This window comes from Candidatus Methylomirabilota bacterium (assembly GCA_035764725.1).
Classification (GTDB): domain Bacteria; phylum Methylomirabilota; class Methylomirabilia; order Rokubacteriales; family CSP1-6; genus DASRWT01.
Genome location: DASTYT010000074.1, coordinates 1 through 24,204, shown reverse-complemented (window position 1 = coordinate 24,204; position 24,204 = coordinate 1). Strand labels below are relative to the sequence as shown.

Here is a 24,204-nt window from a genome sequence, read left to right as displayed (position 1 = left end):
CACCACGTGGTGACGCTCAAGGAGGTCATCGACGTGCAGGCCGCCGGCGATCAGGCCAAGGCCTGGAAGAGCGTTCGTACCGCCGCCGGCCACATGGGCAAGATCGCCGATCCGCTCGCCGCGGCAATCACGAAGCAGTTCCCCAACCGCTTCGCATCCGTCGAGCAATAAGGGCCCATCTGCTTCGTTGGCGCCCTCGGCCCCCCCTCAACGTACGATGCGTACGCGTCGGGGGCGGCCTTCGGGCGCCGCCTCGCATCCGGACCCTTCTCGCTGGACGGTTACCCCTCTAACCGGTCTGGGAGCGGGAGCGACGTACTTCGGCCTGAATGTTCTTGACGATGTCGCCGTCGAAGTCGATCGTGACCGTCTGCTCCTCGACATTGAAGTGCCGCACCGTCGAGAACCACCCCACGATGCGGCCCGTCTGCGGCCGGACGCGGCGGCCGCGATAGACGAGCGTGCGGCCACGCTGGGGCGCGAGGCGCTCGTTGCGCTCGGCGTCGGGCCCCGCGAGGGCGAGCACCTCGTCCAGCGTCGTGCGGCCGGGCACGATCCGCGCGATCACGTCGTCGCCGAGCAGCGTCCCGCTCACCCGGTCGCGAGGGGCGCGGTTCCAGCCGCCCAGGTACACATGCGTGATGAGGCTGGAGGCAATGTGCGCCCCCACGCGGCCAAGCGCCGGACCCACCGCGTAGCCCAGGGCCAGGAAGAGCATGGGCACGATCACCAGCAGGGCGCCCTGTAGCTTCGAGAAGTAGCCGTACTGGATCGAGAGGTGCTGGGGCGAGATGCCCTCGGAGGTGTCGAGGAACAGGGAGACGACCTCCGTGCTCTCGAGCGTCTCGGAGAGGCGCCGGATCGTGGTTCGCGGATAGACGTCGTCGATCTTCAGCTGATCGGACTGCGGGAAGTGGATGACCAGCTCCGCGGGCGCGTCGGCGAGGTGGAGGGCGCGGTCCCGGTGCGCGAAGTACATGGGGAAGAGCGGCCGGTCCCGCACCTCGTTGAAGCTGATCGTCAGCATATAACGCTGACCCTGGATCACGCGCTCGAGCCAGCTCGCCTGGCGCGGCTTCACGAGGGCGTGGCTCTGCATCCGGAGCTCGATGAGCCATTTCGGATCGGCGAGCCGGGGCGTCGCCGGGATCTGGATCCACGTCGCGGGCGGCGAGAGCCCCAGCGCGCCGCCGTATTGCACGAACGTCACGTAGGGCGCGCCGCCCTCCACCGGCTGCGCCTTGGCCGCGGCGTCCGGATCGGACAGGTTCTGCGTGTAGAGGGGCAGCCGCCCCTCGCCCACCACGTCGAAGCCCAGATCGGTCACCGCCTTGGCCAGCGCCGGGTCGGGCTTGCCTCCCGGCACCGGGGCCGAGACCTCGCCGGGCCAGAGGAGATAGAGCGGCTGGGGCGGGAGGCTCGCCCGCGGCGGCAGCGACACGCTCCAGAGGATGTCGATGTCGGTGGTGTCGCGGCCGGGGGCCACGCTGGCCCGCACGATGAGCGGGCCGATGCGGGCGGGCGAGTCCGGCTCGCTCGAGAAGAAGAGCTGCGCGGCGACGGGGCGCGCGCCGGCCAGCGCGAGGACCGACGCGGCGGCGAGGAGGACGGCGCGTAGCAAGCGGGGCGGGCGGCGCATCGCCCGATCATACCCCGGGGCTTCGGGGGCTCTGGTTCGCGGCCTCTTAGGTGGCCCTAAGAAATCTTCGCGAGGCGGAATCCCGGGCCTTGCCGCCCGGATCGGAAGGAGTGGCTGGACGCCCAGAACGCTCGGCCGCTCGACACACAATCCCATACCCAAAGGAGCCATAGATGCTGACCGTCGGAGATCGCCTCCCCGACTTCGCCCTTCAGGCCGTCGTGAGCCTCGACAAGGGGCACGAGTTCGCCCCCATCACCAACCGGAGCTATCCGGGCAAGTGGCTGGTGCTCTTCGCGTGGCCCATGGACTTCACCTTCGTCTGTCCCACCGAGATCGCGGAGTTTGGCAAGAAGAGCGCCGATTTCGCCGATCGCGACGCGCAGGTGCTCGGGATGAGCACCGACACGCACTTCGTCCACCTGGCGTGGCGCCGCGACCATCCGGATCTCAAGTCCCTGCCCTTCCCCATGCTCGCCGACACCCGGCGCGCGCTTTCGACCGCGCTCGGCATTCTCCACAAGACGGAGGGCGTGCCGCTCCGCGTGACCTACATCGTCGATCCCGAGGGCGTGATCCGCTTCGCCAGCGCCAACGACCTCTCGGTCGGCCGCAACGTCGACGAGGTGCTGCGCGTGCTCGACGCGCTGCAGACTGACGAGCTTTGCCCCTGCAACTGGCAGAAAGGCGAGCCCACGCTTCAGGCCGCCTGATCATGGAGGCGCTGGAGACGCCGTACCGCGCTGCCGGACGCGGCCAGGGACATCCGGCTCAACATCCAGTTCGTGCTCAAGGACGGCGCGCTCTCCGAGCCTCAGCGGTTGGGGTGGCGGTGGCCTCGGCCATCGCCGCCCGTGACCCGCGGCTGCGCGACGCCGTGCCCGAGATGTGCGTGCGCGACCCACGAGAAGGCGGTCACCGACGCCGGGCTCACGCCCGAGCACGTGAACGACGCGGTCCGCATCGCGGCGACGCTCTACGCTGTCTCCCTCGAGATGGATTGACCTCGGCCGGGGGCCGGGCTACGCTCGGCGCACGCCATCCGAGGAGGAGTCCCGCCATGCCCGACGTCCGCGCCACCGCCGCCATCGCCGAGTTCGTGGTGAAGAGCCGCTTCGAGGAATGTCCGGCGGAGGCGGTGGACGCCGCGCGCCGGGCCATCCTGGACACCCTGGGCGTGATGCTCGCCGGCGCGGTGGAGGAGCCCGCGCGGCTCGTGCGGCGGGTGGCCGAAGCCGAGGGCGGCGCGCCGCTCGCCACCGTCGTCGGCGCGGGCGGCCTCCGCACGGGGGCGACGTGGGCGGCGCTCGCCAACGGCACCGCCGCGCACGCCCTCGACTTCGACGACACCAACTTCGGCATGATGGGGCACCCCTCCGCCCCCGTGCTCGCCGCCGGCCTCGCCGCGGGCGAGCTGGCCCTCGCCGATGGCCGCGCCCTGCTCCACGCCTTCCTGCTGGGCTTCGAGGTGGAGACCACGCTCGCGGAGGTGCTGAACCCCGCGCACTACCATCACGGCTGGCACGCCACCTGTACGCTCGGCACGCTCGGCGCCGCGGCCGCGGCGGCCCGGCTCCTGGGCCTCGATGCGGCGCAGACGCGTATGGCCCTCGCGGTGGCGGCGTCGCAGTCCTCCGGCCTCAAGGAGAACTTCGGCACCATGACCAAGCCGTTCCACGCGGGGCACGCTGCGCGCAGCGGCATCCTCGCCGCTCTGCTCGCGCGCGAGGGCTGGACGGCGTCCGAGCAGGCGCTGGAAGGGCCGCAGGGCTTCCTGAACGTGCTGGGGGCGGGCAGCCTCAAGCCGGAGCGTCTCGCCACCCTCGGCGGCCCGTGGAAGATCCTCACCACCGGCGTGGCGGTGAAGCCGTATCCCTCGTGCGCGTGCACCCACTCCATCATCGACAGCGCGCGCGAGCTGCGGCAGCGTCATGCCCTCCGGGCGGGCGACATCGCCGAGGTCTCGGTGGGCGTGAACGCCGCGGTGCCACACATCCTCATCCACTCCAATCCGCGCACCGGACTGGAGGCGAAGTTCTCGGGCGAGTTCGCGGCGGCCGCCGCCCTCGTGGAGGAGCGCCTCGGCATCCAGACCTTCAGCGACGAGAAGGTGCAGGATCCTGCGATCCGCGCGCTGCTGCCGCGGGTACGCGTGACGGTGGACCCCGAGATCCCCGGCGACCTCGAGCGGCACATGTGGTCCCGCGTGCGCGTCCGGCTGACCGACGGGCGCACCCTCGAGATCGGCCCGCGCCCGGTGCCCGGCCACCCAGGCAACCCGCTGAGCGCCGATCAGCTCCGCGAGAAGTTCGAGAGCTGCGCCGCCGTGGTGCTGAGCCCCGAGCGCGTGGAGACCGTCCGGGAGATGGTCGAGGGCCTGGAAGGCTGCCCCGACCTCCGCAGCTTCACGGCGATCCTGTAGCGACGGGGTCGCGCAGGGCGCCCGCCGCCGCCTCGAGGAAGCGCGCGATGTGCCGCTCGTCGTGGGCGAGCGAGAGATAGAGCTTGGTGGACATCGGATTGAGGAAGATGCCCCGCCGGAACAGCCCCAGCAGGAAGGCCCGCGCCCGCCGCCGGTCGGAGTCGAACGCGCTCCGGTAGTCGGTGACCTCGCGCGCGGTGAACACCACGGCGGCGAGCGGGCCGTCGCCTTGCACGTGCGCGGTGACCCCCGCCTCCGCGAGCACGCGGCGCAGCCCCGCGCGCAGCGCCTCGCCGATGGCGAAGAGGCGCTTGTACGTGTCGGGGCGGCGCAGCTCGCCGAGCGCGGCGAGCCCCGCCGCGCAGGACACGGGATTGCCGCCGAGGCTCGACGCCCACCAGACATAGCGTCCGTCGGCGCCCAGGCGATCCTCGCGCACGAGATCCATCACGTCGGCGCGTCCGGCCACCGCGCCGATCGGATAGCCGCCGCCCAGCGCCTTCCCGAGCGTCGCCAGGTCGGGCTCGACGCCGTAGTACTCCGCAGCGCCGCCGTAGGCGAGCCGGAACCCGGTGACGGTCTCGTCGAAGATGAGGAGCACGCCGCGCTTCGTGGCCAGGTCGCGCAGGCCGGCCAGGAAGCCGGGACGCGGGGACGTGCAGCGGTGCAGCGGCTCCACGATGATGGCGGCGAGGGCGTCGCCCTGCGCCTCGACGATCGCGGTGGTGGCGGCGAGATCGTTGTAGGGCGCCACGAGCACGTCGGCCACCGCGCCCGGCGGCACGCCGGCCGAGGTGGGCTCGCCAGCGGGAAATTCGAGTAGCCGCGTCGGGAACAGGCTCACCGTGCCCACCTCGTTGGCGCCATGGTACGCGCCCTCGAACTTGAGCACGCGCGGACGCCCCGTGAAGGCGCGGGCCAGCCGCACCGCGTGCGCGGTGGCCTCGGTGCCCGAGGCGCAGAAGCGCACGCGCTCGGCGCCGCGCCGCGCGCGCCCGATCTCCTCGGCGAGGGCCAGCGCGGGGGCGCTCACGTAGGCGAAGTTGGAGCCGGCGGCGGCGGCGGCGCGCGCGGCCTCGAGGACGGCGGGATGGGCGTGGCCCAGCAGCACCGAGCCCCAGCCCATGGTGAAGTCCGGGAAGGCGCGTCCCTCGGTGTCCCACACCGTGGCGCCCTCACCGCGGGCCAGCACCACCGCCAGCTCGGGCGGCAGGTTGTACTCGCCGAGCGATCCCCCCGGAAACACCCGCTGGGCCCGCTCGGCCGGTGAAGCCACTACGCTATTTCAATGGTGGCAGGTGATGCATTCGAGCGGGGCGTTGAACTTGTCCTTGCTGAGCTTGGGCAGAGGCTTGGGGATCCACGTCAGGCTCGCGAGCTGCCCGCCGTTGGCGGCGCGATGGCACTCGACGCACCAGCCCATGGTGAGCTTGTTGGGCTCGTTCGGCACCAGGGCCAGGTTCTTCATGTCGTTCAGAAGCGTCTGCCCGGTCACGCCGCCCGTCACCTGCTCCATCGCCTCGATGCGGCCATGGCAGGTCTGGCACGGCAGCCCCGCCTGGATGTGGTTCTTGTGCACGAACTTGGCGTGCTCGGGCACCTTGAACACCCGCACCCAGGGGATGGGCTCCTTGCGCTCCCAGAAGCCGTGGAGCTTCTGCACCTCGGGATTGCCCTGCGCGGCGACGATCTTGTGGCAGCCCATGCAGCGCTCGACCGAGGGCAGTCCGGCCGTCGCCGAGCGCCGGGCACCCGTGTGGCAGTACTGGCAGTCGATCTTGAACGCGCCCGCGTGGATCACGTGGCTGAAGAAGATGGGCTGCACCGGTCCCTCGCGCTTCTCGGACACGGGGAGCACCCCCTTGGGATCGAAGGGCGGATCGGCGAGGGTGCGAACGTAGGCGACCACGTCGTGGATTTGCTTGTCGGAGAGCGTCGGCTTGAACGCCGGCATCAGGTTCGAGAGCCCGATGGACTGCGGGCCCTCGCCGATGGCGCGCACGAGCATGTGATCGGGCAGCGCGTTCATCACGCGGCCGTCGGCGAGATTCTGCGGCCTGATGGGGAGATTGGCCCCGCCCGGCCCGTCGCCCTTGCCCGCCTCACCGTGACAGGTCACGCAGTACTGGACGTACACCTGCTTGCCGCCGAGGACGTGTGGATCCGGCCGCTCGTGCGGCACCTTTGCATCGACCTGCTCGGTCTTGGCGGTGGAATTCTGGGACCAACCGAGGAAGCCGATGAGAATTCCCGCGGCGAGGACGGCAATAGTGAGCACGAATCGGCCGACGCGCATGGCGCGGATTGTACTTTATTTCACCCGCCGAGGTAAAGGCGCTTGACCTCGGGGTCGACCAGCAGCGTCTGCCCCGCGCCGTCGAACCGGTTGTGGCCGAGCTCCAGGACATAGCCCCGGTCGGCCACCGAGAGGGCCTTGGCCGCGTTCTGCTCCACGACCATGAGCGTGTACCCGCTCTTCTTCATCTCCACGAGCTTCTCGAAGATGAGGGCGACGTATTTCGGGGAAAGCCCCAGCGAGGGCTCGTCCAGGAGCACCAGCTTGGGGTGGGTCATGAGGGCCCGGCCGATTGCCACCATCTGCTGCTCGCCGCCCGACATGGTGCCGGCCTTCTGCTGGCGCCGCTCGGCCAGCACCGGGAAGAGCGCGTAGACCTGGTCCAGCGAGTCGCGGATCTTCCGGGCGTCACGCTCGATGTAAGCCCCCATCTCGAGGTTTTCCAGCACCGTCATCTGGGGGAAGACGATTCGCCCCTGGGGCACGTAGGCGAGCCCCCGGCGCAGCACCTGGTCCGGGCGGAGCCCGGTGATGTCGTCGCCGTCGAAGAGCACCCGGCCCTCGGTCGGCTTGAGGAAGCCGACGATGACCTTGAACGCGGTGGACTTGCCGGCCCCGTTGGGGCCGATCACCGCCACGAGCTCGCCCGGCGTCACGATGAACGTGACGTCGTGGAGAATCGCCATCTTGCCGTAGCCCGCGGTGAGGGCTTCCGCGCGCAGCAGGGTCGAGATCACGGCAGGCGCTCCCCCACGTAGAGGACGTGGGGATACGGGAACAGATCCACCATGAGATGGCGGTAGACGCGGAAGCCGACCGACTCCAGCACCGCCTGCAGCGCCTCCGCCGGCCAGTAGTGCACGGGGGTGCGCGGGTCCATGGCGAGGTCAAGCGCGTGGGTGAACCAGCGCTTGTAGGCGGGGCGGCTGTCCACGTCCTTCACGATGAGCCGCGCCCCCGCCGGGAGCGCCTTCGCGAGCTGCTCGAGCAAAGGGCGAACCGCCTCCATCGGAATGTGATGCACGATGTCCAGCATGTAGGCGGCGTCGTAGAGCGCGCCGCCGCGAAAGCCCGTGGCATCCCCCACCTCGTAGCGCACGTTCGTGAGACCCAGGCGCGCGGCGGCGGCCTGCGCCATTGCGATACGGCGGGGATTCCGGTCCAGGCCCTCCACCACGAGCCCGCGCCGCACGCTCGCATAGTAGAGCGAGAAGAGCCCGAAGCCGCAGCCCACGTCGAGCACGCGCCCGCGCTCCGGCAAGTACTGGCCGATCTCGTCGAGAAAGCGCTGGCGCAGGATCCCGAACCGGCCCCAGCAGTAGGCGCGGACCACCCAGTCGTCGTAGGCGCGGATCACACTATGAACCGCTTCGCTTCGCATAGATCCGGTAGCCGTCGCCGTCCACGGCGAGGACATAGTTGCGCCCCAGCAGGTCCCGCAGGGCGGGAAACGCCTCGAGCCGCTCGTAGCCGGGCCGCGGCCAGGTCTCACGCATGACGACCACCGCGGCCGGGCGCCCGCGCTCGAGGCCCCTCAGGAATTCGGCGCGGAGGCCCTGGATGCGCGGGTCCGCAACGTCATGGAAGAAGTGGAAGTCGTAGATGAAGCGCGTGGGCTGGCGCACGCCCAGTCGCAGGAGGGCGTGCACGCCGCCCGCGGTGGTGTCCATGACCTGGACGGTGGCCCCGGGGGGCACGCGCGGGGCGAGGTCGCGCGCGAGCGCGGCGACGCGGTGCGCCTTGTCGTCGATCCACGGGGCGTCCATCGCCTGCACGCCCTTGGCGCCCAGGACCAGGGCGGTGGCCGCGAAGAGGACGACGGCGGCCGCGCGCACGAGCCGCGCGCGCACGGCGAAGGCCGGCGCGACGAGCGCGCACAGGAAGAGGGCGAGCGGGGAGAGGTGATATTCCCAGCCCTTGCCCTGCATCACGAAGTGGAACAGCCCCGCGGCGATCCCCAGCGCGGCCAGCGGACGCCGGATGCCGAAGGCCGGGCGGGAGGGGACGAGGGATCCCCAGAGCACCAGCGCGCCCAGCAGGACGATCAGCGGCCGCGCGTACGCGTGACCCTCCACCGCCTGCCAGAGGGGCTCGCGGCCGAGGAATCCGTAGAACGGCAGCACATATTCCCTGTACTCGTCCACGAACGCGCCGAGGCCGCCGCGCCACGCCAGCCACCCGAACACCAGCGCCAGCACCGCCAGTCCCCCCCCCGCGGTGGCGCCGGCGCCGGCCAGCGCCGCCCGCCCGCCCCGCCGAGCCGCGAACGCCCCCGCCGCGATGCCGCCCAGCCAGAGCAGCGCCGGCCCATAGGGCTTGAGCGTGAACGCCGTGGCGAAGGCGGCGCCGGCGAGCGCCAGCGGCCAGAGCGGGCCGGGTCGATCCCACGCGCGCGCGAGACCCGAGGCGCCCGCAGCGAGGAACACGCAGAGGAGGAAGTCGCGCTGCCCCGCGCGCCAGGCGCCGCCGGCGAGGTGGTAGAGCGCGAACAGGATCGCGGAGGCCGCCGCGCCCTCGCGCCCACCGAGCGGCAGAGAGAAGGCGAACAGCGCCCCCGCCGTCGCGGCGAGCCAGCCGAGGTCGACCAGGCGCCACGCGAGATCGCCGGCGCCCAGCACGGCGACGATCGCCCAGTGGACCAGGTAGATCCCCGGCAGGTTCATGTCGAAGATGTCGCGATACGGCACCAGCCCCTGCCCGATCAGCCAGCCGATGTAGTGGAACAGGGGTGCGTCGTGGATCAGCGGCCAGCCGAGCGAGCGCCAGCCGAGATACCCCGCGAGGAGGGCGCTAGCGGCCAAAGTAAGCTTCAATCACCCGCTCGTCGGACTGGATGACGCCCGGAGGACCTTCGGCCAGCTTCTCGCCGTGGTCGAGGACGAACACCGTCTCGCAGAGACCCATCACGACCTTCATGTCGTGCTCGACCAGGAACACCGTCTTGCCGCGGTCGCGGAGCGCCCGCACCGCGTCGAGCAGCTCGTTGAGCAGGGTCCGGTTGACACCGGCCGCGGGCTCGTCGAGCAGGATCAACTCCGGGTCGGTCATGAGCACGCGAATGAACTCCACGAGCTTCTGCTGGCCGTAGGAGAGATTGCCCGCGTACTCGTCGGCCAGCCCCTCGAGCTTGACGAAGCGCAAGAGCTCCTCCGCCCGCTTGCGCGAGCGCGCGTAGTCGCCGCCGGTGACGACCAAGAGGTTTTCCAGGGCCGTGAGCTCGGGGAACACGCGAATGACCTGGAAGGTCCGGCCGATCCCCCGGTGGAACACCTGATGTGGCTTCAGCCCGTCGATGCGGCGGCCCTTGAAGCCGATGGCGCCCTGGTCGCGGCGCTCGATGCCGGTGATGCAGTTGAACAGCGTGGTCTTGCCCGAGCCGTTGGGCCCGATGAGACCGTAGATCCTCCCAGCCTCGAGCGACAGCGACACCCCGTTGACGGCGGTGACGCCGCCGAAGCTCTTCATCAGGTTGCGGACCTGGAGGATGGGACCGGGCACGTCAGACCGTCCGCGGAAGGTTGTACTTCTGCTGGAGGACCCCGAGGATCCCGCGGGGCATCGCCAGGACCACCGTGATGATGATGGCGCCCAGCAGCACCTGGTGCGCGTGGGGGAAGTGCGCCCACACGAGCTCCTGGAACGTGAACAGGATCACCGCGCCGAGGACCGGCCCCCAGATCGTCCCCTTGCCGCCAAACAGCACCATCACGATCATCGTGATCGTGGTGATGAGGGGGAACACCGAGATGGGCTCGATGTAGCCCATGTCCCGCGCGGCGAGGCCGCCCACGATGCCGGGCGCCGCCGCGGACAGGAGGAACGCGTAGACCTTGTAGCGGAACGTGTCGATGCCCATCGCCTCCGCCGCCACCTCGTCCTCGCGAATCGTCATGAGGCGCAGGCCGAAGCGCGAGGTCACGATGGCGTGGGTGAGCGCGGTGACGGCGATCGCGACCAGGCCCATCGCGTAGTAGATGCGCACGCTCGCGTCCAGGGTGGGGAGCGAGAGGCCCAGGCCGCCGCCGGTCAGGCCTTCGAAGTAGGACGCGGCGACCCGCAGCACCTCGTTCAATCCCAGCATGGCGATGGCGAAATAGGGGCCCTTGAGGCGCAGGCAGGGCCAGCCGATCACGAACGCCAGCACCACCGCCATCGCGCCGCCGGCGAGCGCGGCCAGCGGCCACGCCATGCCCTTGGTCACGAGGATGCCGGTGGTGTAGGCCCCCATGCCGAAGAAGGCGACGTGGCCGAACGAGACGTAGCCCGTCAGCCCCGAGATGAGGTTCCACGACTGGGCCAGGGCGATCCACATGAAGAGCTGGAGCATCACGCGGACCCCGTAGCCGGTGGCCCAGATCGGGAACACCGTGAGGATCACCAGGAGCACCGCGAGGCCGGGGAGGAACCACCGGGCCCAGCGCCGGAGCTCGGCGGCGAGCGTCACGTGGAGCGGCCTCCCAGGAGGCCGGTGGGGCGCAGCAAGAGCACCAGCACGAGGAGGACGTAGGCCACCGCCTCGTTCACCTGGGTGGTCAGGAACAACGAGGCGAGCTGCTCGACCAGGCCCAGGAGAAGGCCGCCCAGCAGCGCGCCCGGATAGTTCCCGGCCCCGCCCAGCACGATCACGAGGAAGGACTTGAACGTGTACACCGCGCCCATCTCGGGCTGGATGGCCACCATCACCGCGACCAGCGTCCCCCCCGCGGCGGCGAGCGCCGAGGCCAGCCCGAAGGCGAACAGGTGGATGCGCTGCACGTTGATCCCGCACACCTGCGCGACCTCGCGACTCTGGGAGACGGCGCGGATGGCCTTCCCCAGCCTGGTCTTCTGCAGGAAGAGAAAGGCGAGCGCGGTGATCCCCGCCGCGAACAGGCACGCGATCACCCGCGACTTCGAGAAGGCGAAGGGTCCGACGAGGAAGGAGCCGGTGAGGAACTCCACCGACCGCAGGTCGGAGGTGAAGGCGAGCTGGGCCAGGTTCACCAGCGCGATCGAGATGCCGAAGGTGAGGAGGAGCGAGGACAGCTCGGGCGCGTCCACCACCCGCCGCACGAAGACGTGCTGGAGGGCGACACCGACCAGGAAGACCAGCGGCATCGAGACCAGCAGGGAGAGGTAGGGATTGAGCCCCACCGTGCTGAACAGCCAGTACGTGACGTAGGCGCCCAGCATGAGGAGCGGCCCGTGGGCCACGTTGAGCACGCGCATCACGCCGAAGATCAGGCCCAGCCCGAGCGCGACCATCGCATAGAGTGCACCGGCGAGGAGACCGGAGACGATCACCTGGCCCAGCATGATCGGCGTGACGTGAGGCATCACGGCCGGGCGCATGAACGCCCGCCGGAGACCCGGCGGGCGCTTCCGGCCGGCGCGATCAGCGGCACCCGGTTACCGCTGGTTCCACGGCGGTGTGGGAAAGCGAACCTTGGCGCCGGCGGCCATGTCGTCCGGCCACACCGTCACCTTCTTGCCGTCCTGCCACTGGAACAGCACCATCTTGTGCGCGGTCTGGAAGCCGTCGGCGTCGACCTTGAAGTCGCCGAGTATCGTCCGCATCTCGAGCTTCAGGAGCTGGTCACGTACCTTGTCGGCGTCGAGAGCGGCCGCCCGCTTCACCGCCTCCAGATAGATCTGGCAGCCCGCGTAGCCCGCCGCCGCGTGATAGGACGGCTCGTGCTTGAACTTCGACGTGTACGCGGCCATGAATTCCCTCTGCCCCGGATAGGGCAGGGTCGGCTCCCACTGAGTGGCGCCGTAGATGTACTCGGCGTTCTGCTTGAGGAGGTCGTAGAACTCCGGGATGTCGCCGCCCACCGTGACCCCGTACATCTTGGGATTCAGGTTGAGCTCCTTCATCTGCCGCGTGAGGGCGACGGCGTCGTCGAAGTAGGTGGAGGCGGCGATGACGTCGGGGTTCGCAGCCTTGATCTTGGTGAGCAGCGCCGAGAAGTCGGTGTTGCCCTTGGGGTACGCCTCCTGCAGCACGATCTGTAGACCCTTCTTCTTGGCCAGCTCCGCGGTGCCCACCGCGGCGGTTTTGGGGAAGAGCGTGTCCTCGTTCACGATCGCGATGGTCTTCAGCCCACGCTTCGCCGCGAGATCGACGAGGCCCTCCAGGTACACCTCGGCGGGCGAGATGATCATGAAGGCGTACTTACGGCCCTTCTTGAAGATCGACGTGGTCGCGGCGAGCGGCGCCACCATCACCTTCTTGTACTTCTCCGTGACGTTGGCGACGGCCTCGGAGATGGCCGAGGAGTACGGGCCCATCACCACGTCCACCTTGTCCTCGGTGATGAGCTTCTCGTAGAGGCGCACGCCGGTCGGCGGCATGGACTGGTCGTCGTAGAACACGAACTCGACCTTGCGCCCGAGCACGCCGCCCTTGTCGTTCACTTCCTGGGCGCAGAGCTCGTAGCCTTCCTTCTGGTAGGTCCCGGGCTTGGCGTAGGTGCCGGTGAGTGATATCGAGGCGCCGACCTTGATCGGGGCCTGCGCGGCAGCGGGCCATGCCAGGGCCAGTATGGCGGCAGCAAGCAGAGCGGTCGCGCCCAAGTTTCTCTTCATCATCGTGGTCCTCCTCCGGGGGGAATTGCGCTTACTTTTAGCAATCTTACGGGCCGCTGTCAAGGCGGGCACAGCGACCCGCGCCGGCAATGTCGACTACTCGAAATTCCGGAGGAGCACGAAGGGTCGGCCTCCCACCACGGCGGAGGCGACGGGGCGCCAGGATGGATCCGCCTCGGCGCGCAGCGAGGTCCACCGGTCCTCGCGGAGCAGGAGCGTGTGGCGATCGGCCGACTGTGCCACCATCGCCCTGAGCTGATCGGGGCGCCGCAGCTCGCGGATCGAGCGGCGGAGGTAGAAGTCGAAGGCGAGGTTGGCGTCGGGATACGCGACCACCAGGTGCTCCACCGGCCGCTCCTTGCGCACGCGCTCGGCGAAGCTCTTGACTCCGTACCATTCGGCGTAGCGGCTTGGATAGCCGACGCCCTCGAGCCCGAGCACGGCGATCATCGCCAGCGCCCAGCACGTCGCCATCGCGAAGCCGCCCGCCCGACGCCACGCCACCCACAGGCTGCCGAGAGCGCCGGCGAAGAGCAGACTCGCCATCAGGCCACGCTCGAGCCCCCCGGCAGGCAGGTAGACCCAGTCGCCGCCCTTGGCGCTCAAGTGCGGCGGCGCCCACATGATGGCGACGCCGGCGACGAGCGCCATCACCACGAAGATGCCGGCGAGCAGGGGGAGCCGGCGCACGCCGCGGGCGCCCGCCTCGGGCGCGCGCACGAAGAACTCGCCGAAGAACAAGGCGAGCAGGGGGAGCACGGGCAGGAAGTAGCGGGAGCGCTGCGCGGCGGAGATGGCCACCGCCACCGTGTAGACTGCCGACCACGTGAGCAAGCGCCGCCGATTACGGTCGGGCTTCGCCACCCACCACCAGTGCGCCATCAGGGGCAGCACCAGCGCCCACGGCAGGAAGCCGGCAAGGTAGGCGCCGAGGGCGGCGAAGCGCGAGTCGCCGTGGAGCCGGAAGTACCAGGCGAGATAGTCGGTGACGAGCACCGACTGGGTGTAGCTCCTCTCCGTCTGCATGAGATACGGCACCAGCCACGGCAGCGTCGAGAGCGCGATCAGCGCCAGCCCCCACGGCAGCCGGAGGGCCCGCAGCCCGGCGCGCCCATCCACGACGGCACTGGTGATGACCGCGGCCAGCAGGGCGAGGAGGGCCGCGGGCCCCTTGGTGGACAGTCCACCGGCCACGCAGAGATAGAACCCCACCCAGGCATACGGCGCCGGCGCGGGCGGCACCGTGCGTAAGTAGAAGTAGAGCGCCCACACCAGCCACGCGGTGAGCATCATGTCGGTGAGGACCTGATGCGCCATGAAGAAGTAGAACGGCATGGCGGCGAGCACGGCGGCCGCGGCGAGGCCCGGGGCGAAGCCCCAGAGCCGGCGGCCGATGGCGAACACGCCGAGGACGCCCATGAGAGCGGCGGCGACGGAGACCAGCGGCGCGGAGACGTCCGACACGCGCCCCGAGGGCAGCGAGATGAGCGCCACCGTCCAGAAGAACAGCGGCGGCTTGTTGAGGTACACCTCGTCGCGCACGCGCGGCAAGAACCAGCGGCCGTGCTCGACGACGTCGCGGGCGAGGATGGCGTACCGCACCTCGTCCTGGTTGTAGAGAGGGCGGCGGCCCACGGGCAGCACGAACACCGCCGCGGCCACGAGCAGCAGCGCGGCCACCGCGAGGGTCCGGCGTCCTGCCACTCAGATCACCCCGGCGTGTCGCGCCCGCTCGACAATCTTGCGCGCCCGCGTGAGATGCGGCATGTCCATCATCTGTCCCTTCCAGGCGAAGGCTCCCGCCCCCCGGCGCGCGTGCTCCTCGAAGGCGGACACCAGCGTCGCAGCCTCCTCGGCCTCGGCGCGGGACGGTGTGAACACGGAGTTTATCACCTCGATTTGCACGGGATGGATCGATATCTTCCCCGTGAAGCCCATCGCCACACCCTCCTCGCACTCCCGGCGCAGCCCCTCGAGGTTGTGAATGTCGGTATACACAGTGTCGAGCGCCTCCACCCCGGCCGCCGCCGCCGCCACCGCGCACATCACGCGCGCGTAGCGCGGGATGTCGAGGTAGCGGCCGTCGGCGTCGCGCACCCGCGGCAACCCCATTGCGGCGGAGAGGTCCTCGACCCCCCAGGACACCACCGCGATGCGCGCGCTCGCTGCCGCGACGTCCCGGATATTGAGCAGGCCCTCCGGCGTCTCAGTGGCGATGAGGGTGAGGCGCGTGGAGCTGTGGGGCAGCCCGTGCCGCTGCTCGAGCTTGTCGAGGATCTGGGCGATGCGCCGGATGTCGCCCGCGTGTCGGGGCTTGGGCACCACGTAGCCATCGGGCCGCCCGGCGATGGTCTCCTCGAGATCGTGCTCCCCGTGCTCGGAGAAGATGGGGTTCATCCGCACCCAGCGCTCCCGGCCGCCGAAGTCGAGCTGCTCGAGCCAGTCGCGCACGATGGGGCGGGTGGCCGCCTTTCGCTCCGGCGCCACCGCGTCCTCGAGGTCGAGGATGAGCCCGTCGGCGGGGCCGGTGATCGCCTTCGCGATCATGCGCTCGTTGCCGCCGGGCACGAAGTGCAGCGACCGCCGGAGGCGAGCGGCCATCAGGCCCCCCGCCGCCGCATCATGGCGGCGCGCCGGCAGCGCATCACCAGATCGCCGTGCTGATTCTTGGCGCGATGCTCGAAGATGACGATCCCCCACTCGGGGCGCGAGCGCGACTCGCGCTTCTCCACCACCTCCGTCTCCGAGTAGATCGTGTCCCCGTGGAACACCGGCTTGGGGAACTCGACCTTCTCGAAGCCCAAATTGCCCACCGTGGTGCCGAGCGTGGTCTCGCCCACCGACAGGCCCACCGCCACCCCCAGGGTGAACAGGCTATTGACCAGTGGCTTGCCGAACTCGGCCTTCTGGGCGGCGTGGAAGTCCACGTGCAAAGGCTGCGGGTTCATCGTGAGGCAGGAGAACCAGATGTTGTCCGCCTCGGTCACCGTGCGGCCGGGCTGATGCTGGAACACCTGCCCGAGAGACAGCTCCTCGAAGAGCTTGCCGGCCATGTTTCCTCCCCTTCGGGTAAAAAGAGCGGGCAAACGTCGATCAGCGGAGGGCGGGACGGGCGAGGGCGGCGGCCAGCTCGGCGCGGACCTCGTCGCTGCGCGCCACCCGACCGAGCAGGCGCGCGAAGTTCTCGCAGGTGGCCTCGTGCAGGCGCCCGCTCGCCGCGCCGCAGCCGTCCTCCACGATCAGCGCCTGGAAACCACGGTCCGCGGCGTCGCGAGCCGTGCCCTCCACGCACGAGTTGGTGGACACGCCGGTGAAGCAGAGCTGATCCACGCCCCAGGCGCGCATGAGGCGCTCGAAGCCCGAGGAGTGGAAGGCGCTCATGGTGGTCTTGTTGAGCACGGGCTCGCCGGCCGCCGGCGTGAGGTCATCCAGGATCTCGTGCTCGCGGCGGCCCGCGGTGTTGCCGATGCTCTCGGCGAAGGGGCGCATGTGCGGCAGGAGATCGCTGAAGTCCGGCATCTCGGAGCCCACCGTGAGGTAGACGACGCGCAGACCACGCTCGCGGAAGAAGGCGAGCAGCGCCTGGATGGTCGGCACCACGACGGTCTCGATCCGCTCGAAGCGATAGGCGCCGGAGGCCTCCTGCTCGCGGTCTTTGAGGAGGCGCCCCAGGCCCTCGCGCCGCGAGGCGCTCGCGTACTGCATGTCCACCACGACCAGGGCCACGCGGGCGGGGTCGAGCGTCCAGGGGGGATTGAACTGATGGGCGTAATCGCTTCGAGGAGTTTCGGCCATGGCGGGCCCCATGTTACCTCAGCCCCGGGGACGGCGCGGCCGGGCGCGCATGGCCGGATTCGTCATGGCTTTGGCGTTGCGGCCACGGCGGCCCGGGCGCATCCTCGAGGCATGCGACAGGTCACGGTGCTCGCCTTCCCCCGGGTGCAGCCGCTCGACGTCACCGGACCGGTGGAGGTCTTCTCGATCGCGAGCCGGCTCGCGCGAAAGGCCGACCAGCGTTATCAGATCGAGGTGGTCGCCCCGACAGCGGGCGCCGTGCGTACCTGGAGCGGCCTCGGGCTCGTGGCCGATCGCGAGAGGCCGGGCTCCTCGATGGCCGCCGCGCCACCACGCACTGGTCGGCCTGCGACGAGCTGGCCCGCCGCCACCCCCGCGTCCGCGTGGAGAAGGACCCGATCTTCGTCCGCGAAGGGGCCGTCTCCACGTCCGCGGGCGTGACCGCGGGCATCGACCTCGCCCTGGATCTCGTGGACGAGGATCTCGGGCGCGGGATCGCCCTCGAGGTGGCGCGCTGGCTCGTGCTGTTCCTGCGCCGGCCGGGCGGGCAATCCCAGTTCAGCGTCCAGCTCGGGAGCCAGCTCGCCGAGCGCGCGCCGCTCCGCGATCTCCAGGCCTTCATCGCCGACCATCCCGCGGAGAACTTGTCGGTGTCGTCGCTGGCGCGGCGCGCGGGCATGAGCACGCGCAACTTCGCCCGCACATTTCGCCGCGATCTCGCCCTCACACCGGCGGTCTACGTCGAGCGCGCCCGGGTGGAGTCGGCGCGACGCCAACTCGAGTCCAGTAGCGCGGGGTTGGCCGAGATCGCGCGCGACGCGGGCTTCGGCACCGTCGAGACCATGCACCGGGCGTTCCGCCGCACGCTGCGCGTCACCCCCGGTCACTACCGCGCCCACTTCCGGGGCGCACGAGAGGCTTGAAGCCATGAGGATCGCGTTGCTTCTCTTCGACGGGATGACCGCGCTGGACGCCATCGGCCCCTTGCAGGTCCTGTCCGCGCTGCCCGGCGCCGAGGTGTTCCCCGTCGCGAGCGCGTCCGGCCCCAAGCGCACGGACGCCGGCGTGGCCCTGCTCGCCGAGCACACGCTCGCCGCTGTGCCGCGCCCGGACATCATCCTGGTGCCGGGCGGGATGAACATGCGGCCCGTGATGACCGATTCCCTGGTGAGCGAGTGGCTGACGAGCGCGCACACCACCAGCACCTGGACCACGTCGGTGTGCACCGGCGCGCTCGTGCTGGGCGCGGCCGGGCTGCTGCGTGGGCTCCGCGCCACCACGCACTGGGCCGCCCTCGGCGCCCTGCGCGACTTTGGGGCCGAACCCGTTGAAGAACGTATGGTTCGCGACGGCAAGGTCATCACCGGCGCGGGCGTCTCCGCCGGCATCGACATGGCGCTGCGCCTCGCGGCGCTGGTGGCCGGCGAGTCGGTGGCGCAGACCATTCAGCTCATGATCGAATACGATCCGGCTCCGCCGTTCCGCGCGGGCTCGCCGGCCACCGCGCCCGCCGAGGCGATGGACCGCGCGATGCGCCTGTTCGCGCGCGCCGCCGGCGCGGCCGCCTGACCCGGATCACCAGGAGAGACGAGCCATGACCGAGCTGCCCGCAGTCAAGCGCGTCGCGGTGGTGCTCTTCGACGGCTTCACGGTGCTGGACGTCTATGGTCCCGTGCAGGCCTTCGGCGCCACCCGCGTGACGAAGCCCGACGGGACGCTGCACCGCTTCTTCCAGGTCTTCACCGTCGCGGAGCGCACGGGCCCCATCAAGAGCGGCGAGGGTCCGTCGACCCACGCCGACTACACGTTCGACGACGTACCCGACTTCGACATCCTGGTCGTGCCGGGCGGGTTCGGCACCCGCGCCGCCGTCAACGACGAGGCGTTCCTGGCCAAGCTGGGCGCGATCAGCCGCCGCGCGCCCATCACCACCACGGTGTGCACGGGCTCGGCGCTGCTCGCCCGCACCGGCCTCATGAACGACCGGCCCGCCACCAGCAACAAGATCTCCTGGGAGTGGGTGCTCTCGCAGGGGCCGAAGGTGCTCTGGCGCCGCAAGGCCCGCTGGGTCGACGACGGCAACCTCGTCACCTCTTCCGGCGTGTCCGCCGGGATCGACATGACGCTGGCGCTCATCGCCCGGCTCCACGGCCGCGACGCCGCGCGCGCCGCCGCCCGGAACATGGAGTACGTCTGGCACGAGCGGGAGGACGACGACCCCTTCGCCTGAGCCGCCGTCCTCCGCGCGCGCCTCGGGAAGCGCCGCTAGACCGCCGGCCGCGCCAGGATCGTGTTGTCGATCTTCCGCGTGAGCAGCCGACCGTCCGACGTGGAGCCCAGCAGCTTGCCCCGCTCGGCGATGACCTTGCCGCGCAGGACGGTCAGCACCGGCCAGCCGGTGATCGGCCAGCCTTCCCACGGGCTGTAGTCCGACACGTGGAAATCGTCCTTGGTCAGGGCCTTCCGGATCGTCGGGTCCATGAGGACGATGTCCGCGTCGCTGCCGGGCGCCAGCACGCCCTTCTTCGGATAGAGGCCCATGATCCGGGCGGCGTTGGTGGCCGTGATGTCCGCGAAGCGCGTGAGGGTCATGCCGCGCTTGCTCACGCCTTCGGTCCACGCGATGCCCAGGCGCGCCTCGGCGCCGAGGTTGCCGCCGGTGACGTCCTCGATGGTCTTGCCCTTGAGCTTGAGCTCGAGATTGGTGGGGTATTCGTCGGTGGCCAGCGTGGACACCGCGTCGTGCACGAGCCCGTCCCACAGCGCCTGCTGATCCTCCGGGAATTTCAGCGACGGGTACGTGTGCGAGCAGAAGCCGCGGGGACTCTTGTAGTACTCGGCGTTGAAGCAGGCGTACTGATGGAGGGTCTCCGCATAGATGGGCAGGCCGGCCGCGCGTGCCTCTGCGACGGCGTCCACGCCTTCCTTGGCCGAGGCGTGCACGAAATAGACGCCCGCGCCGGCCGCGCGCGCCAGCGCGATCGTGCGGCGGAAGGCCAGCTGTTCCGAGAGCTTGGTGTGGACGAGGTGGAGGTTCGTCCCCTCCATGCGCTTCTCCTCGCGGAAGCGCTCGTAGTTGAACTGCACGAGGTCCTCGTCCTCGCCGTGCACCACCATCAGGCCGCCCGCGGGCGCGACCTTCTCCATGGCGTGGTAGATGCGCCCGAAGTCGATGCGATTGCCCGCGCGCTTGGGGTGCGGGGGCAGCACGTTGGTGGTGAAGACCTTGAACGAGGGAAAGCCCTGCTGGATGGCCTCGGGGATCTGCTCGAAGATGCGCAGCGGCAGCGCGCCCGCCAGCGTGATGTGGAAGGTGTAGTCCACGTGGGAGTTGCCCTTCCACCGCGCCGCCCGCCGCTCCACCACCGGCATCACGTCACCCGCGTCCGGCCGCACGTAGGCGAAGTCGATGTGCGTGGTGGTGCCGCCGCACGCCATGCCCTTGGTGTCCTCCTCGGGCCCCAGCGTCTCCGACGGCTCCTCAGGGTGCGACATGATCGAGTGCGCGAGATGCGCGTGGGGCTCCACGCCGCCGGGGGTGACGATCTTGCCGGTGGCGTCGATGACGCGCGCCGAGCCGGCCGGCAGCGTACCGGGGGCGGCGATGGCCGAGATGCGCTCGCCCTCCACGCCGATATCCCAGAGACCCACGCCCTGGGGAGTGATCACCTGCCCGCCGCGAATGACGAGATCGAGTGCCATGGCTTGTCCTCCTCGCGAGAGACGCTACATGCCGAGATACGCGCGCTTCACGTGCTCGTTGCCGAGCAGGTCGCGGCCGCTACCCTCCAGCACGACGCGGCCATTTTCCAGGACATAGCCGCGCCGGGCCAGCCCCAGCGCCTGCCGGGTATTCTGCTCCACCAGGAGCACGGTGGTGCCCGCGCGGTTGATGGCGGCGATGGTGCGGAAGATCTCCTGCACCACCAACGGCGCCAGCCCCAGCGAGGGCTCGTCGAGCATCAGGAGGCGCGGGCGCGCCATGAGGGCGCGGGCAATGGCGAGCATCTGCTGCTGCCCGCCGGACATCGTCCCCGCGGCCTGGCGCGCCCGCTCGCTCAGAATGGGGAACAGGGCGAAGACCTCGGCCAAGCTCTGCTGGCGGTGCGGCCGGGCGCGGCGCGCGTACGAGCCGAGCTCGAGGTTCTCCCGGACGGACAGGCTCGGAAAGATCTTGCGGCCTTCCGGCACTTGCACCACGCCCCCCGCGACCACGTCGTGGCTCGGGAGCCGGTCGATGCGCCGGCCGTCGAGCACGATCTCGCCCGCGCGAGGGCGGAGGAGGCCGGAGATGGTCCGCAGCATCGTGGTCTTGCCGGCGCCGTTGGCCCCGACCACGGTCAGGATCTCGCCCTCCTCGATGGTCATGGACACCCCGCGTAGCGCGGGCAGATCGCCGTAGGCCACGTCCACACCCCGCAGCTCCAGCAGGCTCACCCGGCGCCCCCCTCCTCGCCCAGGTACGCCTCGATCACGCGGCGGTCGCGGGCCACCGCCGCGGGCGGCCCCTCCGCGATTTTGACGCCGTGGTGCAGCACCACGAGGCGATGCGAGAGGCTCATGACCGCTCGCATCACGTGCTCGATGATGAGGAGCGTGACGCCGCGGCCGTGAATCGCGCGGATCAGCCCGACCATGGCCTCGATCTCCGTCGGATTGAGGCCGGACATCACCTCATCGAGCAGGAGGAGATCGGGCCCGGTGGCGAGCCCGCGCGCCATCTCGAGGCGCTTGCGATCGGACAGCGTGAGATCGCGCGCGGGGACCGACCGCTTGCCCCCCAGCCCGACGAGGTCGAGGATCTCCTCCGCGCGCCGCCGCGCCGACGCCGCGTCGCGCTCGCGGTTGAACGCGCCCACCATGACGTTCTCCACCGCGGTGAGGCCGGAGAAGGGCTGCACGAGCTGGAACGTGCGCGCGAGGCCGCGGCGGCAGATGGCGTGCGGCTTGAGGCCCACGATCGACGCGCCCTTGAAGCGGATGGTCCCCGAGGTGGGCCAGTGATAGCCGGCCACCAGGTGGAACACCGTGGTCTTCCCCGCGCCGTTGGGGCCGATGAGGCCCACGATCTCGCCGGGCGCGATGCTCAGGTCGAAGCCCGTCACCGCGGTGAGCCCGCCGAATTGCTTGCCCAGCCCCCGAAGCTCGAGCAGGCTCATCGCCCCGGGCGGCGGACGACCCGCCACCAGCCCATCAGGCCCTGAGGCAGGAACGAGATCACGAGCATGAGGACCAGCCCGTAGAGCATGATGTCGGCCCCCGCGCGGCCGCGCAGCCCTGCGCGCGTCAGCTCGGAGATCGGCGTGAGCACGAAGGAGCCCAGCAGCGGTCCCAGCACGGTGCCGGCGCCGCCCACGATGGCGGGGAGCAGTCCCTGGATGGAGATGGCGGGACCGAACGTGATGGTGGGGTCGATGTAGGCGAAGTACTGGGCGTAGAAGGTGCCGCCGAGCGCGGTGAGGAAGGAGGACAGCACCATCGCCGCGAGCTTGCCGCCGAGGGCGTTCACGCCCGCCGCCTCGGCCGCGTCCTCGTTCTCCCGCACCGCGATCAGCGCGTAGCCGAGCCGTCCGCGCGCAATACCACCGTTGATCAGCAGGGCGAGCACCGTCATGGCGAGGATCACGTAGTAGTAGGGGAGCTTGCCCGCGAAGACGAAGAGCGACGGCGCGGGAGCGCCGGTGGGGATCACGAGGCCGAGCGACGCGCCCACCACCTTCGCGTTCACCGATACCACGCGGAGCATCTCCGCGAAGGCGAGGGTCACGAGCGAGAAGTACGGCCCCCGGAGCCCGTAGCGGAACGAGAGATAGCCCGCGAAGAGGCCGAACGCGGCGGCGAGGGCCCCGCCCGCGAGCATGCCGAGCCAGGGCGACACGCCCGCGCGGAGGAGCAGCAAGGTGGACGTGTAGGCGCCGATGCCGAAGAAGGCGGCGTGGCCGAACGAGAACTGCCCGGCGAAGCCGCCGAGAATGTTCCATGCCAGCCCGAGATAGGCGTAGAAGAGGATGCTGATCAGGATCTCGAGCGGGTACTTCGGCAAGAGGGGCGGCGCCGCGAGCAGGACGACGGCGGCGAGCGCGCCCAGGGTCCTAGCGGCCACGGGCGCCCCCGAAGAGGCCTTCCGGCCGGAAGAGAAGGACCAGCACGAAGATGACGAACACCACGAGCTGCTTGAGCGAGCCGGGAAGCAGCGCGGCGCCGAGGGATTCGGCCAGGCCCACGATGAGCCCGCCCACGAGCGCGCCGATGAAGTTCCCCATGCCGCCCAGCACCACCACCACGAAGGCCATGATGTTGAACGACTCGCCCACGTCGGGGGCGATGTAGAAGAACGGCGTGATGAGGGCGCCCGCCACCGCCACGCACGCCGAGCCGATGCCGAAGGCGACGGCGCGGATGCGCGCCACGTCGATGCCGACCAGCATGGCCCCCTCGCGCTCCTCGGCCAGCGCGCGGATGGCCTTGCCCACGTCGGTGCGGCGGAGGAACACGAACAGCGCCAGCGCGATGAGCACCGCGCCGCCTGCGGCGACCAGGCGCGACACCTCGACGAGCGCGTCCCCGATCACGAACGAGGCGTTGGCGTAGGGGACGCGGAGCGTCCGGAAGTCGCCTTGCCAGAGGACGAGGGCGAGATTCTCAAGAAAGAGGGCCAGGCCCAGTGTCAGCAGAAGCTGATTGTGCTCGGCGGCGGCGCGGTTGGGCTCGATGACGACCCGCTGAATGCCCATGCCGAGGACGAAGAAGGCGGGCGCGGTCAGCAGCACGGAGAGGTAGGGATCCACGCCCAGCCAGACCCAGAGCCAGTACGAGGCGTACATCCCCAGCATCATCACCGCGCCGTGCGCGAAGTTGATGATGCGGAGCACGCCGAAGATCAGCGTGAGCCCGCTCGCCACGAGCCCGTACACGCCGCCGAGCAGGAGTCCGCTGACGACGGCCTGGAAGAGGAGCCCGCTCAATGCCCGCGCTCGGCGGGTCTTATCCCTTCCACTTGGGGACGGGGAACACCGGCTTGGCCTCGGCGTAGCGCGCCGGCCCCACCACGGTCGGCTTCCCGCTCTGCACCTGCAGCAGCGCCGGCATGGCGTTCGGGTTCTCGCCGGTGTCGTCGAAGCGGATCGCGTCCTGGGTGAGGATGTGATCGGTGAGATTGGTCTTCGCGATGGCGTCGCGCACCTTGTCGCGATCGATCGACGCCGCGCGCTCCAGCGCGTCCTTGAGGACGAACGTCACCTGATAGCCCTGCACGCCGTGGTTCGACATGGGCGAGCTGAAGCGCTTCTGATAGGCCTCGAACACCGCCTTGGCCCGCGCGCTCTGCGGATTGTGCCAGTAATTGCCGTCAAAGATTTGCTCGGTGAGCTCGCGGTTCTCGGCGATGAAGCGGGGGTTCGAGTACGCGGCGTTGGCGAGTCCCACCAGCGCGTTCACGCCCACCCGGAGCTTAGCCGCGGTTTCCGCGATGAGCTTGGAGTCGCC

The 24,204-nt window shown here is 70.2% G+C and carries 25 protein-coding genes and 2 pseudogenes; 7 read left to right on the top strand and 20 right to left on the bottom strand.

Annotated features, from left to right (window positions below):
• Window positions 1-289: 289 nt before the first annotated feature.
• The gene (locus VFX14_12390; GenBank protein HEU5190478.1) at window positions 290-1,639 is read right to left on the bottom strand and encodes a hypothetical protein; all 1,350 of its coding nucleotides are present in this window, start codon (window positions 1,637-1,639) and stop codon (window positions 290-292) included.
• Window positions 1,640-1,812: 173 nt separating this feature from the next.
• Here VFX14_12390 and VFX14_12385 point away from each other — a divergent pair, with 173 nt between their 5' ends.
• The 4 genes and pseudogenes from VFX14_12385 to VFX14_12370 all read left to right on the top strand — a co-directional run bounded on the left by VFX14_12385 (window position 1,813) and on the right by VFX14_12370 (window position 4,061).
• Entirely contained in the window at window positions 1,813-2,352 is a 540-nt protein-coding gene (locus VFX14_12385) for a peroxiredoxin (protein ID HEU5190477.1), read from the top strand.
• Between the two features lie 30 nt (window positions 2,353-2,382).
• Window positions 2,383-2,507: pseudogene (locus VFX14_12380) on the top strand (alkyl hydroperoxide reductase).
• A complete protein-coding gene (locus VFX14_12375; GenBank protein ID HEU5190476.1) occupies window positions 2,494-2,643 on the top strand; it encodes a hypothetical protein in 150 nt (49 codons plus the stop codon). The pseudogene VFX14_12380 and the gene VFX14_12375 overlap by 14 nt, the downstream one beginning before the upstream one ends.
• Before the next feature lie 56 nt (window positions 2,644-2,699).
• Window positions 2,700-4,061, top strand: coding sequence for an MmgE/PrpD family protein (locus tag VFX14_12370; protein ID HEU5190475.1), 1,362 nt, complete (start codon window positions 2,700-2,702; stop codon window positions 4,059-4,061).
• On the opposite strand, the gene VFX14_12365 is transcribed toward VFX14_12370, so the two are convergent.
• From VFX14_12365 to VFX14_12305, 13 genes are all read right to left on the bottom strand, one after another.
• Window positions 4,045-5,337, bottom strand: coding sequence for an aspartate aminotransferase family protein (locus tag VFX14_12365; GenBank protein HEU5190474.1), 1,293 nt, complete (start codon window positions 5,335-5,337; stop codon window positions 4,045-4,047). The two genes, VFX14_12370 and VFX14_12365, sit on opposite strands and share 17 nt — an antisense overlap.
• Before the next feature lie 9 nt (window positions 5,338-5,346).
• Window positions 5,347-6,357: a c-type cytochrome gene (locus tag VFX14_12360; protein HEU5190473.1), complete on the bottom strand. Its 1,011-nt coding sequence runs from the start codon at window positions 6,355-6,357 to the stop codon at window positions 5,347-5,349.
• A 20-nt stretch (window positions 6,358-6,377) separates the two neighbouring features.
• Window positions 6,378-7,043, bottom strand: coding sequence for an ABC transporter ATP-binding protein (locus VFX14_12355; GenBank protein HEU5190472.1), 666 nt, complete (start codon window positions 7,041-7,043; stop codon window positions 6,378-6,380).
• Between the two features lie 47 nt (window positions 7,044-7,090).
• Window positions 7,091-7,714: a class I SAM-dependent methyltransferase gene (locus VFX14_12350; GenBank protein HEU5190471.1), complete on the bottom strand. Its 624-nt coding sequence runs from the start codon at window positions 7,712-7,714 to the stop codon at window positions 7,091-7,093.
• Between the two features lies 1 nt (window position 7,715).
• Complete coding sequence (locus VFX14_12345) at window positions 7,716-9,158, bottom strand: hypothetical protein (protein ID HEU5190470.1); 1,443 nt, start codon at window positions 9,156-9,158, stop codon at window positions 7,716-7,718.
• Entirely contained in the window at window positions 9,148-9,855 is a 708-nt protein-coding gene (locus tag VFX14_12340) for an ABC transporter ATP-binding protein (protein ID HEU5190469.1), read from the bottom strand. Before VFX14_12340 ends, VFX14_12345 begins: the two co-directional genes overlap by 11 nt.
• A gap of 1 nt (window position 9,856) precedes the next feature.
• Window positions 9,857-10,801: a branched-chain amino acid ABC transporter permease gene (locus VFX14_12335; GenBank protein HEU5190468.1), complete on the bottom strand. Its 945-nt coding sequence runs from the start codon at window positions 10,799-10,801 to the stop codon at window positions 9,857-9,859.
• Window positions 10,798-11,688 carry a branched-chain amino acid ABC transporter permease gene (locus VFX14_12330; GenBank protein HEU5190467.1) on the bottom strand — a complete coding sequence of 297 codons (891 nt, stop codon included), beginning with the start codon at window positions 11,686-11,688 and terminating at the stop codon, window positions 10,798-10,800. Before VFX14_12330 ends, VFX14_12335 begins: the two co-directional genes overlap by 4 nt.
• A 57-nt stretch (window positions 11,689-11,745) precedes the next feature.
• Window positions 11,746-12,912, bottom strand: a complete 1,167-nt coding sequence (locus VFX14_12325) for an amino acid ABC transporter substrate-binding protein (protein HEU5190466.1) — start codon at window positions 12,910-12,912, stop codon at window positions 11,746-11,748.
• Window positions 12,913-13,020: 108 nt separating this feature from the next.
• Window positions 13,021-14,628 carry a glycosyltransferase family 39 protein gene (locus VFX14_12320; GenBank protein HEU5190465.1) on the bottom strand — a complete coding sequence of 536 codons (1,608 nt, stop codon included), beginning with the start codon at window positions 14,626-14,628 and terminating at the stop codon, window positions 13,021-13,023.
• Window positions 14,629-15,525 (bottom strand): CoA ester lyase, encoded by an 897-nt coding sequence (locus VFX14_12315; protein ID HEU5190464.1) that lies wholly within the window; start codon window positions 15,523-15,525, stop codon window positions 14,629-14,631.
• Window positions 15,525-16,010 (bottom strand): MaoC family dehydratase, encoded by a 486-nt coding sequence (locus VFX14_12310; GenBank protein ID HEU5190463.1) that lies wholly within the window; start codon window positions 16,008-16,010, stop codon window positions 15,525-15,527. The genes VFX14_12315 and VFX14_12310 overlap by 1 nt, the downstream gene beginning before the upstream one ends.
• A 7-nt stretch (window positions 16,011-16,017) precedes the next feature.
• Window positions 16,018-16,719, bottom strand: coding sequence for an isochorismatase family cysteine hydrolase (locus VFX14_12305; protein HEU5190462.1), 702 nt, complete (start codon window positions 16,717-16,719; stop codon window positions 16,018-16,020).
• A gap of 111 nt (window positions 16,720-16,830) precedes the next feature.
• Here VFX14_12305 and VFX14_12300 point away from each other — a divergent pair.
• The 3 genes and pseudogenes from VFX14_12300 (at window position 16,831) to VFX14_12290 (ending at window position 18,949) form a co-directional block, all read left to right on the top strand.
• Window positions 16,831-17,642, top strand: a pseudogene (locus VFX14_12300) (helix-turn-helix domain-containing protein).
• A gap of 4 nt (window positions 17,643-17,646) precedes the next feature.
• The gene (locus tag VFX14_12295) at window positions 17,647-18,288 is read left to right on the top strand and encodes a DJ-1/PfpI family protein (GenBank protein ID HEU5190461.1); all 642 of its coding nucleotides are present in this window, start codon (window positions 17,647-17,649) and stop codon (window positions 18,286-18,288) included.
• Between the two features lie 25 nt (window positions 18,289-18,313).
• Window positions 18,314-18,949 (top strand): DJ-1/PfpI family protein, encoded by a 636-nt coding sequence (locus VFX14_12290; GenBank protein HEU5190460.1) that lies wholly within the window; start codon window positions 18,314-18,316, stop codon window positions 18,947-18,949.
• A 35-nt stretch (window positions 18,950-18,984) separates the two neighbouring features.
• Here the strand turns inward: VFX14_12290 and VFX14_12285 are convergent, their stop codons facing one another.
• From VFX14_12285 to VFX14_12260, 6 genes are all read right to left on the bottom strand, one after another.
• A complete protein-coding gene (locus tag VFX14_12285) occupies window positions 18,985-20,421 on the bottom strand; it encodes an amidohydrolase family protein (GenBank protein HEU5190459.1) in 1,437 nt (478 codons plus the stop codon).
• 24 nt (window positions 20,422-20,445) lie between these two features.
• Complete coding sequence (locus VFX14_12280; GenBank protein HEU5190458.1) at window positions 20,446-21,150, bottom strand: ABC transporter ATP-binding protein; 705 nt, start codon at window positions 21,148-21,150, stop codon at window positions 20,446-20,448.
• A gap of 2 nt (window positions 21,151-21,152) precedes the next feature.
• Window positions 21,153-21,878, bottom strand: a complete 726-nt coding sequence (locus VFX14_12275; protein ID HEU5190457.1) for an ABC transporter ATP-binding protein — start codon at window positions 21,876-21,878, stop codon at window positions 21,153-21,155.
• On the bottom strand, window positions 21,875-22,822 hold the full coding sequence (locus tag VFX14_12270; GenBank protein ID HEU5190456.1) for a branched-chain amino acid ABC transporter permease: 948 nt from the start codon (window positions 22,820-22,822) through the stop codon (window positions 21,875-21,877). Before VFX14_12270 ends, VFX14_12275 begins: the two co-directional genes overlap by 4 nt.
• Window positions 22,812-23,684 (bottom strand): branched-chain amino acid ABC transporter permease, encoded by an 873-nt coding sequence (locus VFX14_12265; GenBank protein HEU5190455.1) that lies wholly within the window; start codon window positions 23,682-23,684, stop codon window positions 22,812-22,814. The genes VFX14_12270 and VFX14_12265 overlap by 11 nt, the downstream gene beginning before the upstream one ends.
• A gap of 19 nt (window positions 23,685-23,703) precedes the next feature.
• A partial coding sequence (locus tag VFX14_12260) for an ABC transporter substrate-binding protein (GenBank protein ID HEU5190454.1) occupies window positions 23,704-24,204 on the bottom strand: 501 nt, incomplete at its 5' end.

What these genes read in the sequence shown, in the direction of transcription:
- VFX14_12295 (HEU5190461.1), top strand. Translation starts at nt 17,647, where the DNA reads ATGAGGATCGCGTTGCTTCTCTTCGACGGGATGACCGCGCTGGACGCC.
- VFX14_12360 (HEU5190473.1), bottom strand. Translation starts at nt 6,357, where the DNA reads ATGCGCGTCGGCCGATTCGTGCTCACTATTGCCGTCCTCGCCGCGGGA.
- VFX14_12315 (HEU5190464.1), bottom strand. Translation starts at nt 15,525, where the DNA reads ATGGCCGCTCGCCTCCGGCGGTCGCTGCACTTCGTGCCCGGCGGCAAC.
- VFX14_12355 (HEU5190472.1), bottom strand. Translation starts at nt 7,043, where the DNA reads ATGGCGATTCTCCACGACGTCACGTTCATCGTGACGCCGGGCGAGCTC.
- VFX14_12285 (HEU5190459.1), bottom strand. Translation starts at nt 20,421, where the DNA reads ATGGCACTCGATCTCGTCATTCGCGGCGGGCAGGTGATCACTCCCCAG.
- VFX14_12385 (HEU5190477.1), top strand. Translation starts at nt 1,813, where the DNA reads ATGCTGACCGTCGGAGATCGCCTCCCCGACTTCGCCCTTCAGGCCGTC.
- VFX14_12275 (HEU5190457.1), bottom strand. Translation starts at nt 21,878, where the DNA reads ATGAGCCTGCTCGAGCTTCGGGGGCTGGGCAAGCAATTCGGCGGGCTC.
- VFX14_12290 (HEU5190460.1), top strand. Translation starts at nt 18,314, where the DNA reads ATGACCGAGCTGCCCGCAGTCAAGCGCGTCGCGGTGGTGCTCTTCGAC.
- VFX14_12330 (HEU5190467.1), bottom strand. Translation starts at nt 11,688, where the DNA reads ATGCGCCCGGCCGTGATGCCTCACGTCACGCCGATCATGCTGGGCCAG.
- VFX14_12305 (HEU5190462.1), bottom strand. Translation starts at nt 16,719, where the DNA reads ATGGCCGAAACTCCTCGAAGCGATTACGCCCATCAGTTCAATCCCCCC.
- VFX14_12390 (HEU5190478.1), bottom strand. Translation starts at nt 1,639, where the DNA reads ATGCGCCGCCCGCCCCGCTTGCTACGCGCCGTCCTCCTCGCCGCCGCG.
- VFX14_12370 (HEU5190475.1), top strand. Translation starts at nt 2,700, where the DNA reads ATGCCCGACGTCCGCGCCACCGCCGCCATCGCCGAGTTCGTGGTGAAG.